General features: G+C 68.9%; 22 protein-coding genes. 15 read left to right on the top strand and 7 right to left on the bottom strand.

The features are described 5' to 3' along the window. The first annotated feature begins 21 nt into the window (after positions 1-21). The 4 genes from U9J39_RS03560 to U9J39_RS03545 all read left to right on the top strand — a co-directional run bounded on the left by U9J39_RS03560 (position 22) and on the right by U9J39_RS03545 (position 2,985). Positions 22-663, top strand: a complete 642-nt coding sequence (locus U9J39_RS03560; RefSeq protein ID WP_115710711.1) for a deoxynucleoside kinase — start codon at positions 22-24, stop codon at positions 661-663. 102 nt (positions 664-765) lie between these two features. Further along, positions 766-1,587, top strand: a complete 822-nt coding sequence (gene panB, locus U9J39_RS03555; protein WP_115704616.1) for a 3-methyl-2-oxobutanoate hydroxymethyltransferase — start codon at positions 766-768, stop codon at positions 1,585-1,587. Between the two features lie 4 nt (positions 1,588-1,591). Further along, a complete protein-coding gene (locus U9J39_RS03550; RefSeq protein ID WP_326346547.1) occupies positions 1,592-2,290 on the top strand; it encodes an ABC transporter permease in 699 nt (232 codons plus the stop codon). Then, positions 2,287-2,985, top strand: a complete 699-nt coding sequence (locus U9J39_RS03545) for an energy-coupling factor ABC transporter ATP-binding protein (RefSeq protein ID WP_326346546.1) — start codon at positions 2,287-2,289, stop codon at positions 2,983-2,985. Before U9J39_RS03550 ends, U9J39_RS03545 begins: the two co-directional genes overlap by 4 nt. A gap of 8 nt (positions 2,986-2,993) precedes the next feature. On the opposite strand, the gene pabB is transcribed toward U9J39_RS03545, so the two are convergent. From pabB to U9J39_RS03525, 4 genes are all read right to left on the bottom strand, one after another. Then, a complete protein-coding gene (pabB, locus tag U9J39_RS03540; RefSeq protein WP_326346545.1) occupies positions 2,994-4,922 on the bottom strand; it encodes an aminodeoxychorismate synthase component I in 1,929 nt (642 codons plus the stop codon). A 226-nt stretch (positions 4,923-5,148) separates the two neighbouring features. Then, positions 5,149-6,282: a molecular chaperone DnaJ gene (gene dnaJ, locus U9J39_RS03535; RefSeq protein ID WP_326346544.1), complete on the bottom strand. Its 1,134-nt coding sequence runs from the start codon at positions 6,280-6,282 to the stop codon at positions 5,149-5,151. A gap of 171 nt (positions 6,283-6,453) precedes the next feature. Continuing rightward, entirely contained in the window at positions 6,454-8,400 is a 1,947-nt protein-coding gene (dnaK, locus tag U9J39_RS03530) for a molecular chaperone DnaK (RefSeq protein WP_115681070.1), read from the bottom strand. Positions 8,401-8,596: 196 nt separating this feature from the next. Beyond that, entirely contained in the window at positions 8,597-9,157 is a 561-nt protein-coding gene (locus tag U9J39_RS03525) for a cob(I)yrinic acid a,c-diamide adenosyltransferase (RefSeq protein ID WP_115681071.1), read from the bottom strand. Positions 9,158-9,438: 281 nt separating this feature from the next. Between U9J39_RS03525 and U9J39_RS03520 the strand changes: the two genes are divergently transcribed. The 11 genes from U9J39_RS03520 to U9J39_RS03470 all read left to right on the top strand — a co-directional run bounded on the left by U9J39_RS03520 (position 9,439) and on the right by U9J39_RS03470 (position 19,836). After that, on the top strand, positions 9,439-10,869 hold the full coding sequence (locus tag U9J39_RS03520; RefSeq protein ID WP_326346543.1) for an FAD-binding oxidoreductase: 1,431 nt from the start codon (positions 9,439-9,441) through the stop codon (positions 10,867-10,869). Positions 10,870-10,882: 13 nt separating this feature from the next. Next, positions 10,883-11,773, top strand: coding sequence for a LysR substrate-binding domain-containing protein (locus U9J39_RS03515; RefSeq protein WP_115681073.1), 891 nt, complete (start codon positions 10,883-10,885; stop codon positions 11,771-11,773). 12 nt (positions 11,774-11,785) lie between these two features. Further along, positions 11,786-12,325: a GNAT family N-acetyltransferase gene (locus tag U9J39_RS03510; protein ID WP_116313036.1), complete on the top strand. Its 540-nt coding sequence runs from the start codon at positions 11,786-11,788 to the stop codon at positions 12,323-12,325. 256 nt (positions 12,326-12,581) lie between these two features. After that, positions 12,582-14,102, top strand: a complete 1,521-nt coding sequence (locus tag U9J39_RS03505; RefSeq protein WP_116313037.1) for an FAD-linked oxidase C-terminal domain-containing protein — start codon at positions 12,582-12,584, stop codon at positions 14,100-14,102. A gap of 7 nt (positions 14,103-14,109) precedes the next feature. Next, positions 14,110-15,033, top strand: coding sequence for an ion transporter (locus U9J39_RS03500; RefSeq protein WP_326346542.1), 924 nt, complete (start codon positions 14,110-14,112; stop codon positions 15,031-15,033). A gap of 41 nt (positions 15,034-15,074) precedes the next feature. Continuing rightward, positions 15,075-16,178, top strand: a complete 1,104-nt coding sequence (gene glcE, locus U9J39_RS03495) for a glycolate oxidase subunit GlcE (protein WP_326346541.1) — start codon at positions 15,075-15,077, stop codon at positions 16,176-16,178. A gap of 40 nt (positions 16,179-16,218) precedes the next feature. Next, the gene (glcF, locus tag U9J39_RS03490; protein ID WP_115710728.1) at positions 16,219-17,472 is read left to right on the top strand and encodes a glycolate oxidase subunit GlcF; all 1,254 of its coding nucleotides are present in this window, start codon (positions 16,219-16,221) and stop codon (positions 17,470-17,472) included. A 72-nt stretch (positions 17,473-17,544) separates the two neighbouring features. Then, complete coding sequence (locus tag U9J39_RS03485; protein ID WP_115681496.1) at positions 17,545-17,931, top strand: CidA/LrgA family protein; 387 nt, start codon at positions 17,545-17,547, stop codon at positions 17,929-17,931. Further along, positions 17,928-18,653 (top strand): LrgB family protein, encoded by a 726-nt coding sequence (locus tag U9J39_RS03480; protein WP_082819011.1) that lies wholly within the window; start codon positions 17,928-17,930, stop codon positions 18,651-18,653. Before U9J39_RS03485 ends, U9J39_RS03480 begins: the two co-directional genes overlap by 4 nt. A gap of 99 nt (positions 18,654-18,752) precedes the next feature. After that, entirely contained in the window at positions 18,753-19,124 is a 372-nt protein-coding gene (locus U9J39_RS03475; RefSeq protein ID WP_197717962.1) for a VOC family protein, read from the top strand. A 22-nt stretch (positions 19,125-19,146) separates the two neighbouring features. Beyond that, positions 19,147-19,836 (top strand): helix-turn-helix transcriptional regulator, encoded by a 690-nt coding sequence (locus tag U9J39_RS03470; protein WP_115710730.1) that lies wholly within the window; start codon positions 19,147-19,149, stop codon positions 19,834-19,836. A 3-nt stretch (positions 19,837-19,839) separates the two neighbouring features. Here the strand turns inward: U9J39_RS03470 and U9J39_RS03465 are convergent, their stop codons facing one another. The 3 genes from U9J39_RS03465 to U9J39_RS03455 all read right to left on the bottom strand — a co-directional run bounded on the left by U9J39_RS03465 (position 19,840) and on the right by U9J39_RS03455 (position 22,625). Next, positions 19,840-20,334 carry a glutathione peroxidase gene (locus tag U9J39_RS03465; RefSeq protein WP_326346540.1) on the bottom strand — a complete coding sequence of 165 codons (495 nt, stop codon included), beginning with the start codon at positions 20,332-20,334 and terminating at the stop codon, positions 19,840-19,842. Between the two features lie 64 nt (positions 20,335-20,398). After that, complete coding sequence (locus U9J39_RS03460) at positions 20,399-21,538, bottom strand: PilT/PilU family type 4a pilus ATPase (RefSeq protein ID WP_092306471.1); 1,140 nt, start codon at positions 21,536-21,538, stop codon at positions 20,399-20,401. 43 nt (positions 21,539-21,581) lie between these two features. Next, positions 21,582-22,625 (bottom strand): type IV pilus twitching motility protein PilT, encoded by a 1,044-nt coding sequence (locus U9J39_RS03455; protein WP_115681084.1) that lies wholly within the window; start codon positions 22,623-22,625, stop codon positions 21,582-21,584. Between the last annotated feature and the right edge of the window lie 11 nt (positions 22,626-22,636).

Below are 22,636 nucleotides of genomic sequence, written 5' to 3'. Positions count from 1 at the left end.
CACACTGACGCCCGGAGCGCCATGCTCGATCACCTGCGCCGCATTGTCGTCGAAGGCCCCGTCGGATCCGGCAAGACCTCGCTGGCGCAGCGTCTGGCGCGCACGCTGCAGGCGCAGGAACTGCCTGACCACGCGCGCCGCAGCCCGTTTCTCGAGCCGTTCTACCGCGACCCCGCGCGCCATGCGCTGGCGCTGCAGCTGTGGTGCCTGACCCAGCGCGCGGTGCAGCTGCAGCAGTGGCAGGCGGGCGTCGCCGCCGGCCAGCGCATGGTCAGCAACTTCCTGATCGCCAAAGACCGCCTGCATGCCGCGCTGACGCTGTCCGAGGACGAACTGGCGCTGTACGACGGCATCGCCGCGCGGCTGGCGCTGCCGCCGCAACGCGCCGACCTGGTGATCGTGCTGCAGGCAACCCCCTCGCTCTTGCGCGAGCGCATCGTGCGCCGTGGCGAGCCCGGCGAGGCCGGCATCGACGAACACTACCTGCAGCGCCTGGCCGGCGCCTATGGCGAACTGTTCCACCGCTACGACGACGCCCCGGTGCTGGTGGTCGACACCGCCCACTTCAATCCGGTGGACAATGACGACGATTTCCGTACACTACTGTCGCGCATCGAAAACATGCGCGGCCGCAAGGCCTTTCTCAATCTCGCCGCGCCCTGACAGGCATCCTCGCCTGCCAGACACAACACAATAACGACGGCTGTCGTTGCCGTGCGGGCCGCCCTCCCGGCACCGGCAAGGCCGTCCTACACGGGCACTGCCATGAGCTACCTCCTCGATCCCTCCCGCAAGACCATCACGATTCCCAAACTGCAGGCGATGCGTGACGCCGGCGAGAAAATCGCCATGCTGACCGCGTACGACTCCAGCTTCGCCGCGCTGCTCGACTACTGCGGCGTGGAGATGATCCTGGTGGGCGACTCGCTGGGCAATGTGATGCAGGGCCAGCAGACCACGCTGCCGGTCACGCTGGAACAGATGGCCTACCACACCGAATGCGCCGCGCGCGGCAACCAGACCGCGCTGCTGCTGACCGACCTGCCGTTCGGCACCTATCCGACGCCGGAAGCCGCGTTTGCCAGCGCCGTCACGCTGATGAAGGCGGGCGCGCAGATGGTCAAGCTCGAAGGCGGCGACTGGCTCGCGCCGATCGTCAGGTTCCTGGTCGAGCGCAGCATCCCGGTGTGCGCGCATATCGGCCTGACGCCGCAGTCGGTGCATGCGCTGGGCGGCTTCAAGGTGCAGGGCAAGACCGACGCCGGCGCGGCCCAGCTCAGGCGCGATGCACTGGCGCTGCAGGCCGCCGGCGCCCAGGTGGTGCTGATGGAGGCGGTGCCGGCGGCGCTGGCCGGCGAGATCACGCAGTCGCTGGCGGTGCCCACCATCGGCATCGGCGCCGGCGCCGACTGCTCGGGCCAGGTGCTGGTGCTGCAGGACATGCTCAACATCTATCCGGGCCGCAAGGCCAAGTTCGTGCGCAACTTCATGGACGGCCAGCCGTCGATCGAGGCCGCGGTGCGTGCCTACGTGGCCGCCGTCAAGGACGGCAGCTTCCCCGCCGTCGAGCACACCTTCTCCGCCTGACGAGGTGGAGATCGGCAGCGCCACCGCCGAAGCCTTCCGCCTGCTGGCCAGCGGCGACGCCGGCCTGTGGTTCATCGTCTGGACCTCGCTGGTGGTGGCGGTGCTGGGGCTGGCGATTGCCACCGTGCCGGCCATCGCCGCGGCGTGGCTGATCGCCACGCGCCAGTTCCCGGGCCGCCGCGCCGTGGTGGTGGTGGCGCAGGCCTTCCTGTCGTTCCCGACCGTGCTGGTCGGGCTGATCCTCTACCTGCTGCTGACGCGCCAGGGTCCGCTGGGCAGCCTGCACCTGCTGTTCACCCCTGCCGGCATGGTGCTGGGGCAGGCCGTGATCGGCTTCCCGGTGGTGCTGGCGTTTGCGCTGTCGACGCTGCAGGGCGCCGACGTGCGCCTGCGCGAGACTGCCTGGGTGCTGGGCGCCGGCCGCTGGCGCACCTTCGCCACGGTGCTGCGCGAACTGCGCTTCGGGCTGATGGCGGCGGTGGTCGCCGGCTTTGGCCGGGTCATTGCCGAAGTGGGCTCGGCGCTGATGATCGGCGGCAATATCGAGGGCTCGACCCGCACCATCACCACCGCCATCGCGCTGGAAACCAGCAAGGGCGAATTCGCGCAGGGCATTGCGCTGGGCCTGGTGCTGGTGGCGCTGGCGCTGCTGGTCAATATCGGCATGGCCTGGCTGCAGGGTGCCGGGGGCTTTCGCCGATGACACCGACCGTTGCCGCCGACGACGGCCCGCTGCTGATCGTGCGCGGGCTGGCGCGCAGCATCGGCCTGCGCAAGCTGTTCGCGATCGACACGCTGGTGATCCCGCGCGCCACTGCGATCGTCATGACCGGCATGAACGGCGCCGGCAAGACCACGCTGCTGCGCATGCTGGCGGGGCTGGAGCCCGCGCCCGGCGCGGTCGCGCACTGGACCGATGCGCAGGGCCACGCCCACAGCGCGGCGCTGACACCGCTGCCGCCCGCGCTGCGCCGGCGCATTGCCTACCTGCACCAGCACCCCTACCTGTTCCGCACCTCGGTGCGCGAGAACATCGCCTACGGCCTGCGCGCGCGCGGCCTGCCGCGCCATGAGATCGACCTGCGCGTGGGCGAGGCGCTGGGCTGGGCCGGGGTCTCGCACCTGCAGGACACCGCGCCCGAATACCTGTCCGGTGGCGAGATCCAGCGCGTCGCGCTGGCGCGCGCCAAGGTGCTGGAGCCGGAATTGCTGCTGCTCGACGAACCCACCTCCAGCCTGGACGGGCACGCGCGCGAGCAGGTGATCGCACTGGTCGGCGACCTTGCCGCCGAAGGCCGCACCGTGGTGATGATCTGCCACGACCGCGAGCTGATCAACCTGCCCGGCGTGGTGCGCTGGAAACTGGGCGACGGCGTACTCGACACCCACCACCCCTAATCAGCGGCTCAGGCCTGCAACTTCGCCGGCATCGCGCCGCGCAGGGCGTTGACCAGCACGATGGCCTCGGCGCGCGCCAGCATCGCGCGTGGGACCACCGCTTCTTCGACCGGCTCGCCCGGCGCGCCCAGCGCCGCGCCGCCCGCCTCCAGCACCACCGCCCGCATCACGCCCGGCAGGATGTCGGCCGACAGCGGCGGCGTCAGCCAGCGGCCATCGATGCGCACGAACACCGAGCTGCGCCCGCCCTCGAGCAGTTCGCCGCGCGTGTTGAAGAACAGCCGGTCGAAGCCGCCGGCGCGCTCGGCGGCCTGCCAGCCGGCATCGAAGAGCGCGCGCGCACTGGTCTTGTGGCGGCGCAGCGGGTCGGCCGGCGGCAGCGGGTCCGGCGCGAGGTCGACACCGACCGGCCCCGCCGGCAACGGCGCCAGCGCGCCGCTGGCGAACGACAGCGTGCCGGACTTGTCCACGCTCAGGCGCAGGCGCCAGCTGCCGGCACCCAGTTTTGCCGCCTGCGCGGCCACCGCCTCGCGCGCGGCGTTGGCGTCGAAGGCAAAGCCGAACGCCTGCGCCGAGGCCCCGATGCGCGCCAGGTGCCGCGCCAGGTGCGGGCAGGCGCCGTCTTGCGCGCGCAGGGTCTCGAACAGCGCGAAGCCGGGATCGTGGCGGGTCAGGAAGCGCGCCTTCCAGCCGCATTCGGCGAATTCCTCCGCCGCCACGCTGTCATGGACGATGCCGCCGCCCACTCCCATTTCGCCGGCGCGCAAGCCGCTGGCCGCTGGCGGCGCCAGCACCAGCGTGCGGATCGCCACCGACAGCGCGAACGGACCGGCCATGGCCGCGCCGGACGGCGCCTCGATCCAGCCGATTGCGCCGGTGTAGAGCCCGCGCGGCGCGTGCTCCAGCTCGGCAATGATCTGCATGGTGCGCCGCTTGGGCGCGCCGGTGATCGAGCCGCACGGGAACAGCGCCGCCATCAGCGCGCCGAAGCCGGTGCCGGGCCGCGCCGTCGCCGTCACGGTAGAGGTCATCTGCAGCACCGCGCCGAACGGCTGCACCGCGAAGCGCTCCGGCACCGCCACGCTGCCCGGCTGCGCGATGCGGCCCAGGTCGTTGCGCAGCAGGTCGACGATCATCACGTTCTCCGCCCGGTTCTTGGCATCGGCCGCCAGCGCTGCGGCGGCCTGCGCATCGCGCGCGGCATCGCCGGCGCGCGGCGCGGTGCCCTTCATCGGCCGGGTCAGCAGGTGGCCCCGGCCATCGTGGCGCACGAACAGCTCGGGCGACAGCGACAGCACCATGGCGTCATCCGGCAGCCGCGCCAGCACGCCATAAGGCACCGGCTGCGCGGCGCGCAGCGCCGCGTACAGCGCCACCGGATCGCCGAAGGCCTCGCAGCGCAGGCGCTGGGTGTAGTTGACCTGGTAGGTGTCGCCGGCTTCGATCCACTGGTGGATGCGCGCGATGGCGTCGTCGAAGGCTTCGCGCGAAGTATCGGAAGCGATATCCATCAGGCCCGCTGGCTTCGCCTCCGCATGGGTCTGCAGCCACGCCGCCACCGCCGCCGCATCGAGCCGTTGCAGCGCGCCGAACCACAGCAGGCGCAGCGCACCGTCGTGGAACGGCATGGCGTTGCCGGTATGCACCGGCGCCTCGACCAGCGCGCCGCCGAATTCGTAGGGCGCGAACACGGTGGCGTGCCAGCCCTGGCGCCAGCCTTCGGCGAGCATCGCGTCGAGTCGGGCGATGTCGCTGCCGGGGGGCAGCAGGTCTTCGTGCACGAAGCTGGTGTAGAGACGGGATGCGGGTTGCCCGGCGGGTGCGGTGGCGTCGTCGAGCAGGACGAAGACGTCATCACCGCCCGCTTGCGTGCTCCCCTCTCCCGCTTGCGGCAGAGGGGCTGGGGGAGAGGGCGGGGGCTGGATGCTTGCTACCACGGGAAATCGTCAGGAAAAACAGGCTTGCCGGCGCCGCCAGCATGGAAAGCAGTGATGCATTATCGCGCGGCGCAAGCCTGGTGGGCGATGGGCGCGCCTGCCCTCTCCCCCGGCCCCTCTGCCGCAAGCGGGTGAGGGGCGCAAACCCGCGGTTCGCCGGCGTCATGCGCCAAAAAACAAAACCGGCCACGCTCGCGCGTGGCCGGTTCCATACCGCCAAGCCGGATCAGCTGAAGAAGCTCTTCACCTTGTCCAGCCACGAGGTTTCCTGCGGGCTGTGGCGCGAGCCGCCCTCGTGCACCGAGCGGTCGAACTGGCGCAGCATTTCCTTCTGCGCCTCGGTCAGCTTGACCGGCGTCTCCACGTTCACATGCACGTAGAGGTCGCCGGGGTAGCCGGAGCGCACGCCCTTGATGCCCTTGCCGCGCAGCCGGAAGGTCTTGCCGGACTGGGTGGCCTCGGGCACCGGGAAGGTGGCCTTGCCGCTCAGCGTCGGCACTTCCAGGTCGCCGCCCAGCGCCGCGGTGGCGAACGAGATCGGCATCTGGCAGTGCAGGTCGTCGCCGTCGCGCTCGAACACGGCGTGCGGCTTGATGTGGACCTCCACGTACAGGTCGCCCGGCGGGCCGCCATTGATGCCCGGCTCGCCGTTGCCGGATGACCGGATACGCATGCCTTCGTCGATGCCGGCCGGGATCTTCACTTCCAGCGTCTTCTGCGACTTCAGCTTGCCCTGGCCGTGGCACTTGGTGCAGGGCTTGGGGATGAACTTGCCGCTGCCGTGGCACTTCGGGCAGGTCTGCTGCATGGTGAAGAAGCCCTGCGACACGCGCACCTGGCCCGCACCGTGGCAGGTCGGGCAGGTTTCGACGCTGGAGCCGGGCTCGGCGCCGTTGCCGTGGCAGTGGTCGCAATCGTCCCAGTGCGGCACGCGGATCTGGGCCTCGTGGCCGTGCGCGGCCTGCTCCAGCGAGATCTCCATGCTGTAGCGCAGGTCGGCGCCGCGGTAGGCCTGCGGACCGCCGCCGCGACGGCCGCCGCCGCCCTGGCCGAAGATATCGCCGAAGATGTCGCCGAAGGCCTCGGCAAAGCCGCCGTAGCCCTGCGCGCCGCCGAAGCCGCCCGCCATGTTCGGGTCCACGCCGGCATGGCCGTACTGGTCGTACGCGGCCTTCTTCTCCGGGTCGGAAAGCATCTCGTAGGCCTCCTTGGCCTCCTTGAACTTTTCCTCGGATTCCTTGCTGTCCGGATTGCGGTCCGGGTGGTATTTCATCGCGAGCTTGCGATAAGCCTTCTTGACTTCGTCTTCGCTCGCGTTCTTGCCTACCCCGAGCACTTCGTAATAGTCACGTTTTGCCATGGTGGCTCATTACCTCATTGGCCGGCGGGTGCAAGCGGCACGGGCCGGCGAATAGCAAAAAAGCCGAGCGCGGCATCCGACGGCGGTTTCCCGCGGGTCTGATGGCCGTCGCCCGGCGTCGGGGCGGGAGCGGCGCCGGCCAGTGCCTGCACCGCCGCCCGCGTATCCCGATTACTTCTTGTCGTTGACTTCCTTGAATTCGGCGTCCACAACGTTGTCGTCCTGCGGCTGGGCCTGCTGCTGGCCGCCGGCGGCACCCGCGGCACCGGCCGCGGCGCCTTCGCCGGCCTTGGCCTGCATGTCGGCGTAGACCTTCTCGCCCAGCTTCTGGCTGACTTCGGACAGCGCGTTGACCTTGGCGTCGATCTCGGTCTTGTCGCCGCCGCGTGCGGCGTCTTCCAGTTCCTTGATCGCGGCCTCGATCTTTTCCTTCTCGCCCGCGTCCAGCTTGTCGCCGTACTCGGTCAGCGCCTTCTTGGTCGAGTGGATCAGCGCGTCGGCCTGGTTGCGGGCATCAGCCAGCTCGCGGGCCTTCTTGTCTTCCTCGGCGTTGGCCTCGGCGTCCTTGACCATGCGCTGGATCTCGTCTTCCGACAGGCCCGAGTTGGCCTTGATGGTGATCCGGTTTTCCTTGCCGCTGGCCTTGTCCTTGGCGCCCACGTGCAGGATGCCGTTGGCGTCGATGTCGAACGAGACCTCGATCTGCGGCGTGCCGCGCGGTGCCGGCGGAATGCCCTCGAGGTTGAACTCGCCCAGCAGCTTGTTGCCGGTGGCCATCTCGCGCTCGCCCTGGTACACCTTGATGGTCACGGCCGGCTGGTTGTCGTCGGCGGTCGAGAACACCTGCGCATGCTTGGTCGGGATGGTGGTGTTCTTGGTGATCATCTTGGTCATCACGCCACCCAGGGTCTCGATACCCAGCGACAGCGGCGTCACGTCCAGCAGCAGCACGTCCTTGCGGTCGCCCGACAGCACCGAACCCTGGATCGCGGCACCGACGGCCACGGCTTCGTCCGGGTTCACGTCCTTGCGCGCTTCCTTGCCGAAGAACTCCTTGACCTGCTCCTGCACCTTGGGCATGCGGGTCATGCCGCCGACCAGGATCACGTCGTCGATGTCGCTGACCTTGACGCCGGCATCCTTGATCGCGGTGCGGCACGGCTCGATGGTGCGGGTGATCAGCTCTTCGACCAGCGATTCCAGCTTGGCGCGGGTCATCTTCAGGTTCAGGTGCTTCGGACCCGAGGCATCGGCCGTGATGTACGGCAGGTTGATCTCGGTCTGCTGCGAGCTCGACAGTTCGATCTTGGCCTTTTCAGCGGCTTCCTTCAGGCGCTGCAGCGCGAGCACGTCCTTGGACAGATCGACGCCCTGGTCCTTCTTGAACTCGCCGATGATGTAGTCGATGATGCGCTGGTCGAAGTCTTCGCCGCCCAGGAAGGTGTCGCCATTGGTCGACAGCACTTCGAACTGCTTCTCGCCGTCAACATCCGCGATCTCGATGATCGAGATGTCGAAGGTGCCGCCGCCGAGGTCATACACGGCGATCTTGCGGTCGCCCTTCTCGTTCTTGTCCAGGCCGAAGGCCAGCGCGGCCGCGGTCGGCTCGTTGATGATGCGCTTGACATCCAGGCCGGCGATGCGGCCGGCGTCCTTGGTCGCCTGGCGCTGCGAGTCGTTGAAGTAGGCCGGCACGGTGATCACGGCTTCGGTCACCGGCTCGCCGAGGTAGTCCTCGGCGGTCTTCTTCATCTTGCGCAGCACTTCGGCGGAGACCTGCGGCGGGGCCAGCTTCTGGTCGCGCACCGACACCCATGCGTCGCCGTTGTCGGCCTTGACGATGGAATACGGCATCAGGCCGATGTCCTTCTGGACTTCCTTCTCTTCGAACTTGCGGCCGATCAGGCGCTTGACCGCGTACAGCGTGTTACGCGGGTTGGTCACGGCCTGCCGCTTGGCGGGCGCGCCGACCAGGATTTCGCCGTCTTCCATGTAGGCGATGATCGACGGGGTGGTGCGTGCGCCTTCCGAGTTTTCGATGACCTTGGGGGTGTTGCCCTCCATGATCGCGACGCAGCTATTGGTGGTACCGAGGTCGATACCGATGATCTTACCCATTATTCTCTCCTCTTGAGCCAGCGCTATGCGCGCGGCTGCAATTCAACCTGAGGCCGAAATGTGGCCGTCCGGGGGCTTTTCAAGGGCAGAACCGGCAAATCCGAGTAATTTTCTCGGTTTCTGCCCTCATTCAACGGCTGGCGCTGCCGCGGCTTGAGCAGGAAGCGCTGGCAGAACGCTTTATGTGGCTCTTGAATTACTTGGCCGTGTCATCGCGATCGCGCTGCCACAGCACGTCGGAGCCGCCGCCCGCCCGGTTCAGCACCCGCGCCAGCACGAACATCAGGTCCGAGAGCCGGTTCAGGTACTGGCGCGGCGCCTCGTTCAGCGCCTCGGCCGCGCCCAGGGCCACCAGCGCGCGCTCGGCGCGCCGGCACACGGTGCGGCAGACGTGGGCCTGCGCCGCGGCGCGGCTGCCGCCGGGCAGGATGAATTCGGCCAGGCGCGGCAGGTTGGCGTTGTAGTCGGCCAGCCAGGTGTCGAGCTGCGCCACCTGCTCGGGCTTGAGCAGCGTATAGCCCGGGATGGACAGCTCCCCGCCCAGGTCGAACAGGTCGTGCTGGATATGCAGCAGCGCGGCGCGCACGTCGGCGGGCAGGTCTTCGGTCAGCAGCACGCCGACGTGGCAGTTCAGTTCATCGACATCGCCGATCGCGGCGATGCGCAGGCTGTCCTTGCCGGTGCGGCTGCCGTCGCCCAGGCCGGTGGTGCCGGCGTCGCCGGTGCGGGTGGCGATCTTCGACAGGCGGTTGCCCATGCCGGTCTCCTTGTCAGCGGTTGGTCGTTGGGAAATGGCGCATTATCGCGCCAGAGCCGGTGACTTAGCCATGCGCGCTGCGTCCGTCGGCACGGGCTGGCGTCGCCATCGGCTTGTGCGGCTATCGGCCGCGCGCTCGCCGAGAGAAGGTGCACCAGCCGCCGCGCGGCGTAGAATGCAGTTATCCGTCCATTCGATAACCGGGTCGCGCCCCAGCCTGCCGCCGGCACCCTCGGCGTCCTCGCCGTCCATGAGGCCGCACCGACCCGTCGGAGACCCGCATGAACCACCCCACGCCGTCCGCCTCCCTCGCCCGCCGTCCGCTGCCGCCCGCCATCGCCGACGCCCTCGCGGCACGCTTCGGCGAGCGCTTTACCACCTCCGCCGGCGTGCGCGAGCACCACGGCCGCGACGAATCGCCGTTTCCGCCGGCGCTGCCCGATGCGGTGGTGTTTGCCCACAGCACCGAGGAAGTAGCCGAGGTGGCGCGCCTGTGCAACCAGCACGGCGTGCCGCTGATCCCGTACGGCGCGGGCTCGTCGCTGGAAGGCCACCTGCTGGCGGTGGCCGGCGGCATCAGCCTGGACCTGTCGCAGATGAACCGGGTGCTGGCGGTGCAGCCCGAGGACCTGACCGTGACGGTGCAGCCCGGCGTCACGCGCAAGCAGCTCAACCAGGAGATCAAGGACACCGGCCTGTTCTTCCCGATCGACCCCGGCGCCGACGCGTCGCTGGGCGGCATGTGCGCCACGCGCGCGTCGGGGACCAACGCGGTGCGCTACGGCACCATGCGCGAGAACGTGCTGGCGCTGACGGTGGTGACCGCCGACGGCCGCGTGATCCGCACCGGCACGCAGGCGCGCAAGTCGTCGGCGGGCTATGATCTGACCCGGCTCTTCATCGGCAGCGAAGGCACGCTCGGCATCATCACCGAGGTCACGGTGCGGCTGTACCCGCAGCCCGAGGCGATCTCGGCCGCGGTGTGCGCCTTCCCCAGCATGGGCAGCGCGGTGCAGGCCGTGATCCAGACCATTCAACTGGGCGTGCCGGTGGCGCGCGTGGAATTCGTCGATGCGCTGGCGATCCGCGCCATCAACCGCCACGACAACCTGACCCTGCCCGAGACCCCGCACCTGTTCTTCGAATTCCACGGCACCGAGGCCGGCGTGCGCGAGCAGGCCGAGACCGTGCAGCAGATCACCGCCGACTTCGGCGGCCAGGGCTTCGAGTGGGCCACGCGCCCGGAAGACCGCAGCCGGCTGTGGAATGCGCGCCATACCGCGTACTTTGCGATGCTGCAGCTCAAGCCGGGCTGCAAGTCGGTCACCACCGACGTGTGCGTGCCGATCTCGCGCCTGGCCGACTGCGTCACCGAGACCGAGAAGGACCTGAACGCCTCGGCGCTGCCCTGCCCCATCGTCGGCCATGTCGGCGACGGCAACTTCCACGTGGCGATCCTGGTCGACCCTGACAAGCCAGAGGAAATGGCCGAGGCCGAGGCCATCAACCAGCGCATCGTCGAACGCGCGCTGGCGATGGGCGGCACCTGCACCGGCGAGCACGGCGTGGGCCTGCACAAGCAGCGCTTCCTGGTGGACGAGCACGGCGAGGACGCGCTCGACCTGATGCGCGCGATCAAGGACGCACTGGATCCCAACCATATCCTGAACCCGGGCAAGATCTTCAGCGCCACGCGCGGCGCCGCGCAGTAAAGCTTGCGACCGGATGGCCTCCATGTTCAACCGCGTCCCGCCGCTGCACCTGCTGATCGCGTTCGAGGCCGCCGCGCGCCTGGGCAGCTTCGCGCGCGCGGCCGAGGAACTGTCGGTGACGCCCAGCGCGGTCTCGCACCGGATCAAGAACCTCGAGGAGCTGTGGGGCGAAGACCTGTTCGTGCGCGCCAACGCCGCGCTGCGGCTGACCGCCGCCGGCACGCGCTACCTGCGCAACGTGCAGGACGCGCTCAAGTCGCTCAACGAGCTGGCCCGTCCCGAGTACAACAAGCTGCGCACGCGGCTACGCGTGGCGATCCCGCCGACCTTCGGGCGCCAGCACTTGGTGCCGCGGCTGCCGGAGTTCGGCGCGCTCTATCCGCATATCGACCTCGAGCTGCACCTGGCGATCCCGTTCCTCGACGTCAAGGCCGAGGACACCGATGTCGAGATCCGCTACGGCACCGGTCGCTACCCCGACCTGAAGACCACCAAGCTGCTGGTGGAGCCGGTGTTCCCGGCGTGCGGGCGCGAATACTACGAGCGCGTCAACGGCCGCGCCATCACCAGGCCCGAGCACCTGCACGGCCTGGTGCTGCTGCGCAGCCCGCTGGAGCCGTGGAAGCCGTGGTTCGAGACCGCCGGGCTGGACTGGCCCGAGCCCCAGACCGGCCCGCAGTTCAACGACATCGGGCTGATGCTGGAGGCGATCGCCTCCAACCAGGGCGTGGCGCTGGTGCGCCAGCGCATGGCGCGACACTGGCTGTCGCTGGGGCAGATGGTGCGGCTGCTAGATGTGGAATCGGTATCGCCGCACGGCTACTACATCGTCGAGCGCGAACAGGCGCCGCTAAAGCCCGAGGCGCGCTATTTCGTCGACTGGCTGCTGAGCCTGGACTGGTAGGAGGCTGCGCCAATGGAAATCCGCCTGCTGACCCCCGACGATGCCGCGGCCTTCCACGCGCTGCGGCTGCAGGGACTTGCCGAGGCGCCCGAGGCGTTTGCCGCCAGCCTGGAAGAAGAACAGGAGCTGGCGCCGGAGTCGGTGGCGCAACGCCTTGCGCCGAACCCGGACAAGGCCGTCTTTGGCGCCTTCGAGGCCGCCCCCGGCGGCATGGCGCTGGCCGGCGTGGTTGGCGTGATGCGCGAGCCCCGGCGCAAGCACTGGCACAAGGCCTCGATCTTCGGCATGTACGTGGCGCCGGCCTGGCGCGCGCGCAAGCTCGGCCGCGCGCTGATGCTGCGCGCGCTGCAGCAGGCAGCCGCCATGCCGGGCGTGCGCCAGGTGACGCTGTGCGTCAATGCCGGCAGCGCGGGCGCGGTGCGCCTGTACGAATCGCTCGGCTTCGAGCGCTTCGGGCTGGAGCCCGATGCGTTGTACGTCGCGCCGCACTTCCACGACAAGCTCGACATGGTGCTGCGGCTGCCGGCCGCCCCGGCGCGGCCGGACCTCTGAAGGCAGCCCCCGCCTGTCCCGTCTTACCGCTGGCCGGCCGCCGGTGCTACGCTGAAACCGGCGCCCGTGCCCGCCGGGCATGATGAGCATTATTGATCGGCCCGGCATGCCGAATTCACGTCCGGCGTGGTGCCCGCGCCCGGTGGCCTGCGCTATAGTCACCCGTCCCCCGCGGCCGGCACTGCACCGCCGCGGCCGGCAGGCCGGCAAACGATCATTACAGGCCGCCGCCCAGGAGACCCCACAGGAGTCGTTCATGAATGCCCCGCACGAAGCCCAAACCCTCGCTCCCGGCGCCGCCGACACTCCGGCCACGGCCGACGGCCGTCGTGACGCGCTGCTGGCCGGCCTGGCGCAGATCCTGCCCGATGCCGCGGTGCTGTGGAAGCCGGAAGACACCGTGCCCTATGAATGCGACGGCCTGGCCGCGTACCGCCAGGTGCCGATGGCGGTAGCACTGCCCGACACCGAGGAGCAGGTCTGCGCCATCCTGCGGCTGTGCCATCAGCTGGGCGTGCCGGTGGTGCCGCGCGGCGCCGGCACCAGCCTGTCGGGCGGCGCCATGCCGATCGCCGAGGGCCTGGTGCTGTCGCTGGCCAAGTTCAAGCGCATCCTGTCGGTCGATCCGTATGCGCGCACCGCGGTGGTCCAGCCGGGCGTGCGCAACCTGGCGATCTCGGACGCCGCCGCGCCGCACAACCTGTACTACGCGCCCGACCCGTCGTCGCAGATCGCCTGCACCATCGGCGGCAACGTCAGCGAGAACTCCGGCGGCGTGCACTGCCTGAAGTACGGCCTGACCGTGCACAACGTGCTGCGCGTGCGCGCGGTGACGATGTCCGGCGAGGTGGTGGTGTTCGGCTCCGAGGCTCCCGACGCGCCCGGGCTGGACCTGCTGGCCGTGCTGATCGGCTCCGAGGGCATGCTGGCGGTGGTGACCGAGGTCACCGTGCGCCTGATCCCCAAGCCGCAGCTGGCGCAGGTGATCATGGCCTGCTTCGACGATGTCGAGAAAGGCGGCAACGCGGTCGCCGACGTGATCGCCGCGGGCATCATCCCGGCCGGGCTGGAGATGATGGACAAGCCCGCCACCGCCGCGGTCGAGCAGTTCGTGCATGCGGGCTATGACCTCGATGCCGCCGCGATCCTGCTGTGCGAGTCCGACGGCACGCCCGAGGAAGTGGCCGAGGAGATCGAGCGCATGAGCGCGGTGCTGACGGCATCGGGCTGCACCCGCATCGTGGTCTCGCAGAACGAGGCCGAGCGGCTGCGCTTCTGGAGCGGCCGCAAGAACGCCTTCCCGGCGGCGGGGCGGATCTCGCCGGACTATTACTGCATGGACGGCACCATCCCGCGCAAGCACATCGGCACGCTGCTCAAGCGCATCGAGGCCATGGAAGTGAAGTACGGCCTGCGCTGCATCAACGTGTTCCATGCCGGCGACGGCAACATGCACCCGCTGGTGCTGTTCGACGGCGGCGACGTGGACGAGTGGCACCGCGCCGAGCTGTTCGGCGCCGACATCCTGGAAACCTGCGTCGAGCTGGGCGGCACCGTCACCGGCGAGCACGGCGTGGGCGTGGAAAAGCTCAACTCCATGTGCGTGCAGTTCTCGACCGCGGAGCGCGACGCCTTCTTCGGTGTCAAGGCCGCCTTCGACCCGGCGCGGCTGCTCAACCCCGACAAGGCCATCCCGACGCTGGCGCGCTGCGCCGAATACGGCAAGATGCACGTGAAGAAGGGCCTGCTGCCGCATCCCGAACTGCCTCGCTTCTGAGCACGCCATGCGAGAGAATCCACGCCGGCGCCAGCACCAGGAAGCCGTGGCGCGCCAGCGCCTGGGCCAGCCCGAGGCCGGCTGGCGCCAGCGCTGGTACACCATCATCTTCGAGGCCGATACGCGCGAGGGCCGCCTGTTCGATGTCGCGCTGCTGCTGGCCATCGTCACCAGCGTGATGATCGTGATGCTCGACAGCCTGCCCGCGGTGAACCAGCGCATGGGCCGGGTATTCACGGCGCTGGAATGGATGTTCACGCTGCTGTTCACGGCCGAGTACGCCATGCGCCTGCTGGTGGTGCGGCGGCCGTGGCGCTATGCGCTGAGCTTCTACGGCGTCATCGACTTCATCTCGATCATGCCGACCTGGCTGGCGTTCTTCGTGCCGGAACTGCATTTCCTGATCGACGTGCGGCTGCTGCGGCTGCTGCGCGTGTTCCGGATCCTGAAGCTGACCGTGTACTTCGAGGAAGCCGAGATCCTGTACCGCGCGCTGGTCAACAGCCGGCGCAAGATCTTCGTGTTCCTGGCCGCGGTGTTCATCATCACCGTGATCCTCGGCACCGTGATGTACGTGGTCGAGGGGCCGGAGCACGGCTTCCACAGCATCCCGGTCAGCATGTACTGGGCCGTGGTGACGCTGACCACCACCGGCTTCGGCGACATGGTACCGAAGACGCCGCTGGGGCAGTTCATCACCTCGCTGACGATCCTGCTGGGCTACGGCATCATCGCCTTTCCCACCGGCATCGTCGGCGCCGAGCTGGCCGCCAGCATCATGAAGCGGCCACTGACGACCCGCACCTGCACCCATTGCCTGACCGAGGGGCACGAGCCCGACGCACAGTATTGCAAGCACTGCGGCAGCCAGCTGCCGGCCTATCAGAACGACCGGCCTGAAGTCCCGGGCGGCCGCGACGGCTCGACCTGACCCTGGGCCTCGCCATAACACCTTCCCCATCTCGCACGACTATGCAAGCCACCCTCGACGCCTTCCGCGACGCCGTCAGGCAAGCCACCGAGACCCGCACCCCGCTGCGGCTGCGCGGCGGCGGCAGCAAGGACTTCTACGGCCAGCCGCCGCAAGGCCAGTTGCTGGACACGCGCGCCTACACCGGCATCGTCGACTACGACCCGGCCGAACTGGTGATCACCGCGCGCTGCGGCACGCCGCTGGCCGAGGTCGAGGCCGCGCTGGCGGAAAAGCGCCAGATCCTCGCGTTCGAGCCGCCCCACTTCGCGCTGCCCGGCCAGCCCAGCGTGGCGACGCTGGGCGGTGCCGTCGCCGCCGGCTTGTCGGGCCCGCGCCGGCAGGCGGTGGGCGCGCTGCGCGACTTCGTGCTGGGCGCGCAGCTGATGGACGGCCGCGGCGAGGTGATGGACTTCGGCGGCCAGGTGATGAAGAACGTGGCGGGCTACGACGTGTCGCGGTTGCTGGCGGGCTCGCTCGGCACGCTGGGGCTGATCCTTGAGGTCTCGCTCAAGGTGCTGCCGGCACCGTTCGACGAGGCCACGCTGCGCTTCGAGATGGCACAGGCCGAAGCCATCCGGCAACTGAACCAGTGGGGCGGCCAGCCGCTGCCGCTGGCGTCTTCGGTGTGGCAGGCGGGCGTGCTGCACGTGCGCCTGTCCGGCGCCGGCGCCGCGGTGCGCGCGGCCTGCGCACGGCTGGGCGGCGAACGCCTGGAGCCGGCGCCCGCCGCCGCGCTGTGGCAGTCGCTGCGCGAGCAGACCCACCCGTTCTTTGCCCCGGCCCACGCGGGCCGCGCGCTGTGGCGACTGGCGGTGCCCACCGTGGCCGCGCCGCTGGCGCTGCCCGGCGAACAGCTGGTCGAATGGGGCGGCGGCCAGCGCTGGTGGCTGCCCGAAGAGGGCTCCGCCAAGGCCGACGCCGAAAGCGTGCGCGCGGTGGCCCAGGCCGCCGGCGGCCATGCCACGCTGTTTCGCCACGGCGACAAGTCGATGGGCGTGTTCACGCCGCTGGCGTCGCCGCTGGCCGCGATCCATCGCCGCCTGAAAGAGACCTTCGACCCGGCGGGCATCTTCAATCCGCAGCGCATGTACCCCGGGCTCTGAGCCCGCGGGCCCAGACACCCAGGCACAACTTCCCCACATCATGCAAACGACCCTGGCCGATTTTCTCCGCGACACGCCCGAAGGCGAGGAAGCCAAATCCATCGTCGGCAAATGCGTGCATTGCGGCTTCTGCACCGCCACCTGCCCCACCTACCAGCTGCTCGGCGATGAACTGGACGGGCCGCGCGGGCGCATCTACCTGATGAAGCAGGTACTCGAAGGCCATGCCATCACCGAAAGCACGCGCCTGCACCTGGACCGCTGCCTGACCTGCCGCAACTGCGAATCGACCTGCCCGTCGGGCGTGCGCTACGGACGGCTGGTCGACATCGGCCGCCAGCTGGTCGACGACAAGCTCGAGGCCGAGGGCGTGCGGCGTCCCGCCAGCCAGCGCATCGCGCGCTGGGTGTTGCGCGAGGGGCTGACGCGGCCGGCGCTGTTCGGCACGGCGCTGCGCCTGGGCCAGATGGTGCGACCGCTGCTGCCGGGCACGCTGCGCGCCAAGGTGCCGCCGCTGTCGGCCAGCGCCGCGCCGGGCACGTGGCCGCGCAACACGCATGCGCGCAAGATGCTGTTGCTCGACGGTTGCGTGCAGCCGGCGATGTCGCCCAACATCAATGCCGCCACCGCGCGCGTGTTCGACCGTGTCGGCATACAACTGGTGGTGGCGCGCGAGGCCGGCTGCTGCGGCGCCATCCGCTTCCACACCGGCGACCACGATGGCGGCCTCGACAATATGCGCCGCAATATCGACGCGTGGTGGCCGCATGTCGAAGCCGGCGCCGAAGCCATCGTGATGACCGCATCGGGCTGCGGCGCGATGGTCAAGGACTACGGCCACCTGCTGCGCAACGATCCCGCCTATGCCGAGCGCGCGCGCCGCATCTCGGCGCTGACGCGCGACCTGTCCGAGATCCTGCCGGACTTTGCCGACGACCTGCATGCCGCCGCCGGCGCGGTGCCGCGCGACGGGCGGCGCGTGGCCTACCACCCGCCGTGCACGCTGCAGCACGGCCAGCAGATCCGCGGCAAAGTCGAAGCGCTCTTGACCGGCCTCGGCGTGGAAGTCAAACTCTGCGCTGACAGCCACCTGTGCTGCGGCTCGGCGGGCACTTACTCGGTGCTGCAGCCGGAACTGTCCCAGCGCCTGCGCGACGACAAGCTCGCCAAACTGCAGGCGACGCAGCCCGAAGCCATCGTCTCCGCCAATATCGGCTGCATCTCGCACCTGCAGGGCGGCACCGATACGCCGGTCATGCACTGGATCGAACTGGTCGACCGGATGCTGGGATAACACCCCGGCCGTGGTTGTCTCCGCTCTCTCCCGCTTGCGGGAGAGAGGGCCATGCACAACCACGACCGCCCCATGCTCCAGACCTTTGCCATCCTGTTGGTTTTCCAGTCCGTCGGCGAGGTGATCAGCTACGCGCTGACCCTGCCCGTGCCCGGCCCCGTGCTCGGCATGATCCTGCTGTTCGGCTGGCTCGTCTTCGACGACCGGCTGCTGCCCGTGATCCAGGGCACCACCACCGAGCTGCTCAAGCACCTGTCGCTGCTGTTCGTGCCGGCCGGCGTCGGCATCATGGTCCACGCCAACCGCATCGAGGGCGAGTGGATGCCGATCCTGGTCGCGCTGGTGGTGTCCACCTGGCTGGCCATCGCCACCACCGCGGTGGTCACGCGCATGCTGATGCGCAAGCGTTCCGGCTCGCCCGACGCGCCGCCCGCCGACGCCAGGGGAGAACAGGCATGATGACGCCGCGCCTGAACGAGATCTGGGTCTACCTTGCCGCCAGCCCGCTGGTGGGCCTGACCGCGACGCTGCTGGCCTATGTGTTCGCCTTCCGCATCTACGAAAAATCGCGCTTCTCGCCGCTGGCCAACCCGGTCATGATCGCGGTGGCGCTGCTGGTCACGGTGCTGACCGTCACCGGCACGCCCTACAAGACCTACTTCGACGGCGCGCAGTTCGTGCACTTCCTGCTGGGGCCGGCAACGGTGGCGCTGGCGGTGCCGCTGTACCTGCAGCTGCCCAAGCTGCGCACCCATGTGTTCCCGCTGCTGGCGGGACTGGTGGCGGGCTCGGTGGTGGCGGTGGTGTCGGCGGTGGGCATTGCCTGGCTGCTGGGTGCCTCGCCCGAAACCGTGCGCTCGCTCGCGCCCAAGTCGGTGACGATCCCGATCGCCATGGGCGTGGCCGAGAAGATCGGCGGGCTGCCGTCGCTGACGGCGGTGCTGGTGATGGGCACCGGCATCATCGGCGCGGTCAGCGCGACCATGCTGCTGAACCTGCTGCGCATCCGCGACTACAGCGTGCGCGGCTTTGCCACCGGCGTGGCGGCGCACGGCATCGGCACCGCGCGGGCGTTCCAGGTCAACCAGGAGGCCGGCGCCTTCGCCGCGCTCGGCATGGGCCTGAACGGCGTGCTGACCGCGATCCTGGTGCCGGTGATGGCGGCGTGGATGCCGCACTGATCTCCCGTCCCTGACATCCTCCTGACAGCACGCTGTCAGCAGCCCCCGCGCATGATGCGAGCTCCTCACTCCCCTACCTATGGAACCCAGGAGCCCATCATGAGCCAACGTCTGATCAACTGGCTGGAAATCCCCGTCGTCGACATGCCCCGCGCCATCGGCTTCTACGAGCAGGTCTTCGATATCCGGCTGCGCCGCGAGACCATGAGCCAGGTCGACATGGCCGTGTTCCCGCACCCCGATCCCGGCGGCGCGCTGGTCGCCGGCGAAGGCTACCGGCCCAGCAACTACTACGGCACGGTGCCGTACCTGCACGCGCCGGAACTCGATGCGCTGCTGGAACGCGCTGCGCGCGCCGGCGGCAAGACCGTGTTCGGACCGCTGCGCCTGCCGGGCGAAATCGGCCGCATCGCGCATATCACCGACAGCGAAGGCAACCGCATCGGCCTGCACGAGCCGGTGGCCGGATGACCGCCATGGACCACGCCGACCGATGAGCCGCCGCGCCGACCGCCTGTTCCAGATCGTGCAGGTGCTGCGCGGCCGCCGCCTGACCACGGCGGCGCTGCTGGCGCAGCGGCTCGGGGTCTCGGAACGCACCGTCTACCGTGATATCCAGGCGCTGTCGCTGTCGGGCGTGCCGGTCGAGGGCGAGGCCGGCATCGGCTACCGGCTGCGCGCCGACTTCGACGTCCCGCCGCTGATGTTCAGTGCCATGGAAGTCGAAGCGCTGGTCGCCGGCCTGCGGCTGCTGAAGGCCTGGGGCGGCGGCGCGCTGGCCGCCGCGGCCGATCCCGCGCTGGAGAAGCTGATGGCGGCGCTGCCGCCGCCGCGCCGGCTGGCGGCGCAGCAAAGCCGCGTGTTTGCGCCAGAGTACGTCAACCAGGCGCATGTGCGCGAGGCCTTCGACGTGGTGCATGGCGCGCTGGGCGCGCACAAGCTGCTGCAGCTCGACTACTGCGACGTGCAGCAGCGCATCACCGAACGCGTGGTGATGCCGCTCGGGCTGTTCTTCTGGGGCAATGCCTGGCTGCTGGCGACGTGGTGCACCACGCGCGAGGACTACCGCAGCTTCCGGCTGGACCGCTGCCGCGCCATCCGCATGCTCGACGACCACTTCCACGAAACCCCGGACCGCTCGCTCAACGGCTTCCTGCGCGCGGTGCGCGCCAGCGGCGCCTGAGGCTCAGGCGGCGGGGTCGGACAGCAGCCGCTCGATATCGGCGCGCAGCTCGTCCGGCTTGGTGGTCGGCGCGTAGCGCTTGAACACCGTGCCGTCGCGGCGCAGCAGGAACTTGGTGAAATTCCACTTGATGCCCTGGGTACCGAGCACGCCACGCTTCTCGGTGGTCAGCCACTGGTACAGCGGATGGGCGTCGGGGCCGTTGACGTCGATCTTGGCGAACATCGGGAAGCGCACCGCGAACCGCGTCCCGCAGAACTGCCCGATCTGCTGCGCATCGCCCGGCTCCTGCTTGCCGAACTGGTTGCACGGAAAGCCCAGCACTTCGAGCCCGCGCCCGTGGTATTCGTCATAGAGCTTCTGCAGGCCTTCGTACTGCGGGGTAAAGCCGCATTCACTGGCGGTATTGACCACCAGCATCACCTTGCCCTGGAACTGCGACAGCGGCACCGGCTGGCCGGCGAGCGAGTTGGCTTCGAACTGGTAGACATTGCTCATGGCAGACTCCTGTAGATAGCCAAGCATACCGCCACGCGCGGCAATGCGCAGCAAGGCGCAGCCATCAGATGACGTTGAGGTGTTCGGTGCCCGCGCCCAGGTCCGAGTCCTTGGCGTGAGTGCTGTGCAGCTTGATCATCAGGCGCAGGTCGTTGAGCGAATCGGCGTTGCGCAGCGCGTCTTCGTAGGTGATCTTGCCCTGCTCGTACAGGTCGAACAGCGCCTGGTCGAACGAGATCATGCCCTGCTCGCGCGATTTCTTGATGACTTCCTTGAGCTCGTGGATCTCGCCCTTGAAGATCAGGTCGGCCACCAGCGGCGTGCCGATCATGATTTCCACCGCCGGCACCCGGCCCTTGCGGCCCGCGCGCGGCAGCAGGCGCTGCGAGATCATCGCCTTCAGGTTCAGCGACAGGTCGATCAGCAGCTGCTGGCGCTTCTCCTCGGGGAAGAAGTTGACCACGCGGTCGATCGCCTGGTTGGCGTTGTTGGCGTGCAGCGTGGCCAGGCAGAGGTGCCCGGTCTCGGCGTACTGCATCGCGTACTCCATGGTCTCGCGGTCGCGGATCTCGCCGATCAGGATCACGTCGGGGGCCTGGCGCAGCGTGTTCTTCAGCGCCACGTGCCAGGACTCGGTATCGATGCCGACCTCGCGCTGCGTGACGATGCAGTTCTGGTGCGCGTGCACGTACTCGATCGGATCCTCGATGGTGATGATGTGGCCGTAGGAGTGCGCATTGCGGTGGTCCAGCATCGCCGCCAGCGTGGTCGACTTGCCCGAGCCGGTTGCCCCGGTCACGATCACCAGCCCGCGCTTGGCCATGACCACGTCATGCAGCGTCTGCGGCAAGTCCAGGTCGGCCACCGACGGAATGCGCGTATTGATGGTGCGCACCACCATGCCGGCCTTGCCCTGCTGGATGAAGGCCGACACGCGGAAGCGCCCGGCCTTGGGCGCGCTGATCGCAAAGTTGCATTCGCGGCTGGTATCGAAGTCCTGCACCTGGCGCTCGTTCATCACCGAGCGCACCAGGCCCAGCGCCTGGGTCGGGTTCAGCGGCTGCTGCGACACCGGCGTGATCTTGCCGTCGACCTTGATCGCCGGCGGGAAGTCAGACGTGATGAACAGGTCCGAGCCGCGGTTGCTGACCATCAGCTCGAGCAGGTCATTGATGTACTTGGCGGCGGATTCGCGGTCGAGCATGGCGGTGTCCTGCTGGAGAAAGGGCGACGGCGGAGGGTGGGCCTCAGCCCATGAACGCGTCCGGGTTCTTGGCAATCGCGCGCGCGTCGCTGTAGCTGATGACGCTGCGCTTGATCAGGTCCGACAGGCACTGGTCCAGGGTCTGCATGCCCAGCCCGCTGCTGGTCTGCATCATCGAGTACATCTGCGCGATCTTGTTCTCGCGAATCAGGTGGCGGATCGCGGGCGTGGCAATCATGATCTCGTGCGCGGCGGTGCGGCCGTTGCCGTCGCGGGTCTTCAGCAGCGTCTGCGAAATCACCGCTTCGAGCGATTCCGACAGCATGGTGCGCACCATGTCCTTCTCTTCGGGCGGAAACACGTCGACCACGCGGTCGATGGTCTTGGCCGCAGAGCTGGTGTGCAGCGTGCCGAAGACCAGATGGCCGGTCTCGGCCGCGGTCAGCGCCAGGCGGATGGTTTCCAGGTCGCGCAGTTCGCCCACCAGGATCACGTCCGGATCTTCACGCAGCGCCGAGCGCAGGGCGTTGGCAAACGAATGCGTATGCGGCCCCAGCTCGCGCTGGTTGATCAGGCTCTTCTTGGAGCTGTGCACGAATTCGATCGGGTCCTCCACCGTGAGGATGTGGCCCATGTCGTTTTCATTGCGATGATCGACCATCGCCGCCAGCGTGGTGGACTTGCCCGAGCCAGTGGGGCCCGTCACCAGCACCAGCCCGCGCGGCTTCATGCACAGGTCGGCGAACACCGCCGGCGCGCGCAGCTCTTCCAGCGTCAGCACCTTGGACGGAATGGTACGGAACACCGCGGCGGCGCCGCGCTGGGTGTTATAGGCATTGACGCGGAAGCGCGACAGGCCGGCGATCTCGAACGAGAAATCGATTTCGAGGCGTTCCTCGTAGGCCTTGCGCTGGGTGTCGCTCATGATGTCGTACACCATGGCGTGGACATCCTTGTGCGTCATCGAGGCGACGTTGATGCGCCGCATGTCGCCGTGGATACGCACCATCGGCGGCATGTCCGCGGACAGATGAAGATCGGACGCCTTGTTCTTGACGGCGAAAGCCAATAGCTGCGCGATGTCCATCTATAATGACC

The organism is Cupriavidus sp. SS-3 (assembly GCF_035818815.1).
GTDB classification, from domain to species: Bacteria; Pseudomonadota; Gammaproteobacteria; order Burkholderiales; family Burkholderiaceae; genus Cupriavidus; species Cupriavidus taiwanensis_C.
This window is presented reverse-complemented; position numbering and strand designations above follow the sequence as displayed.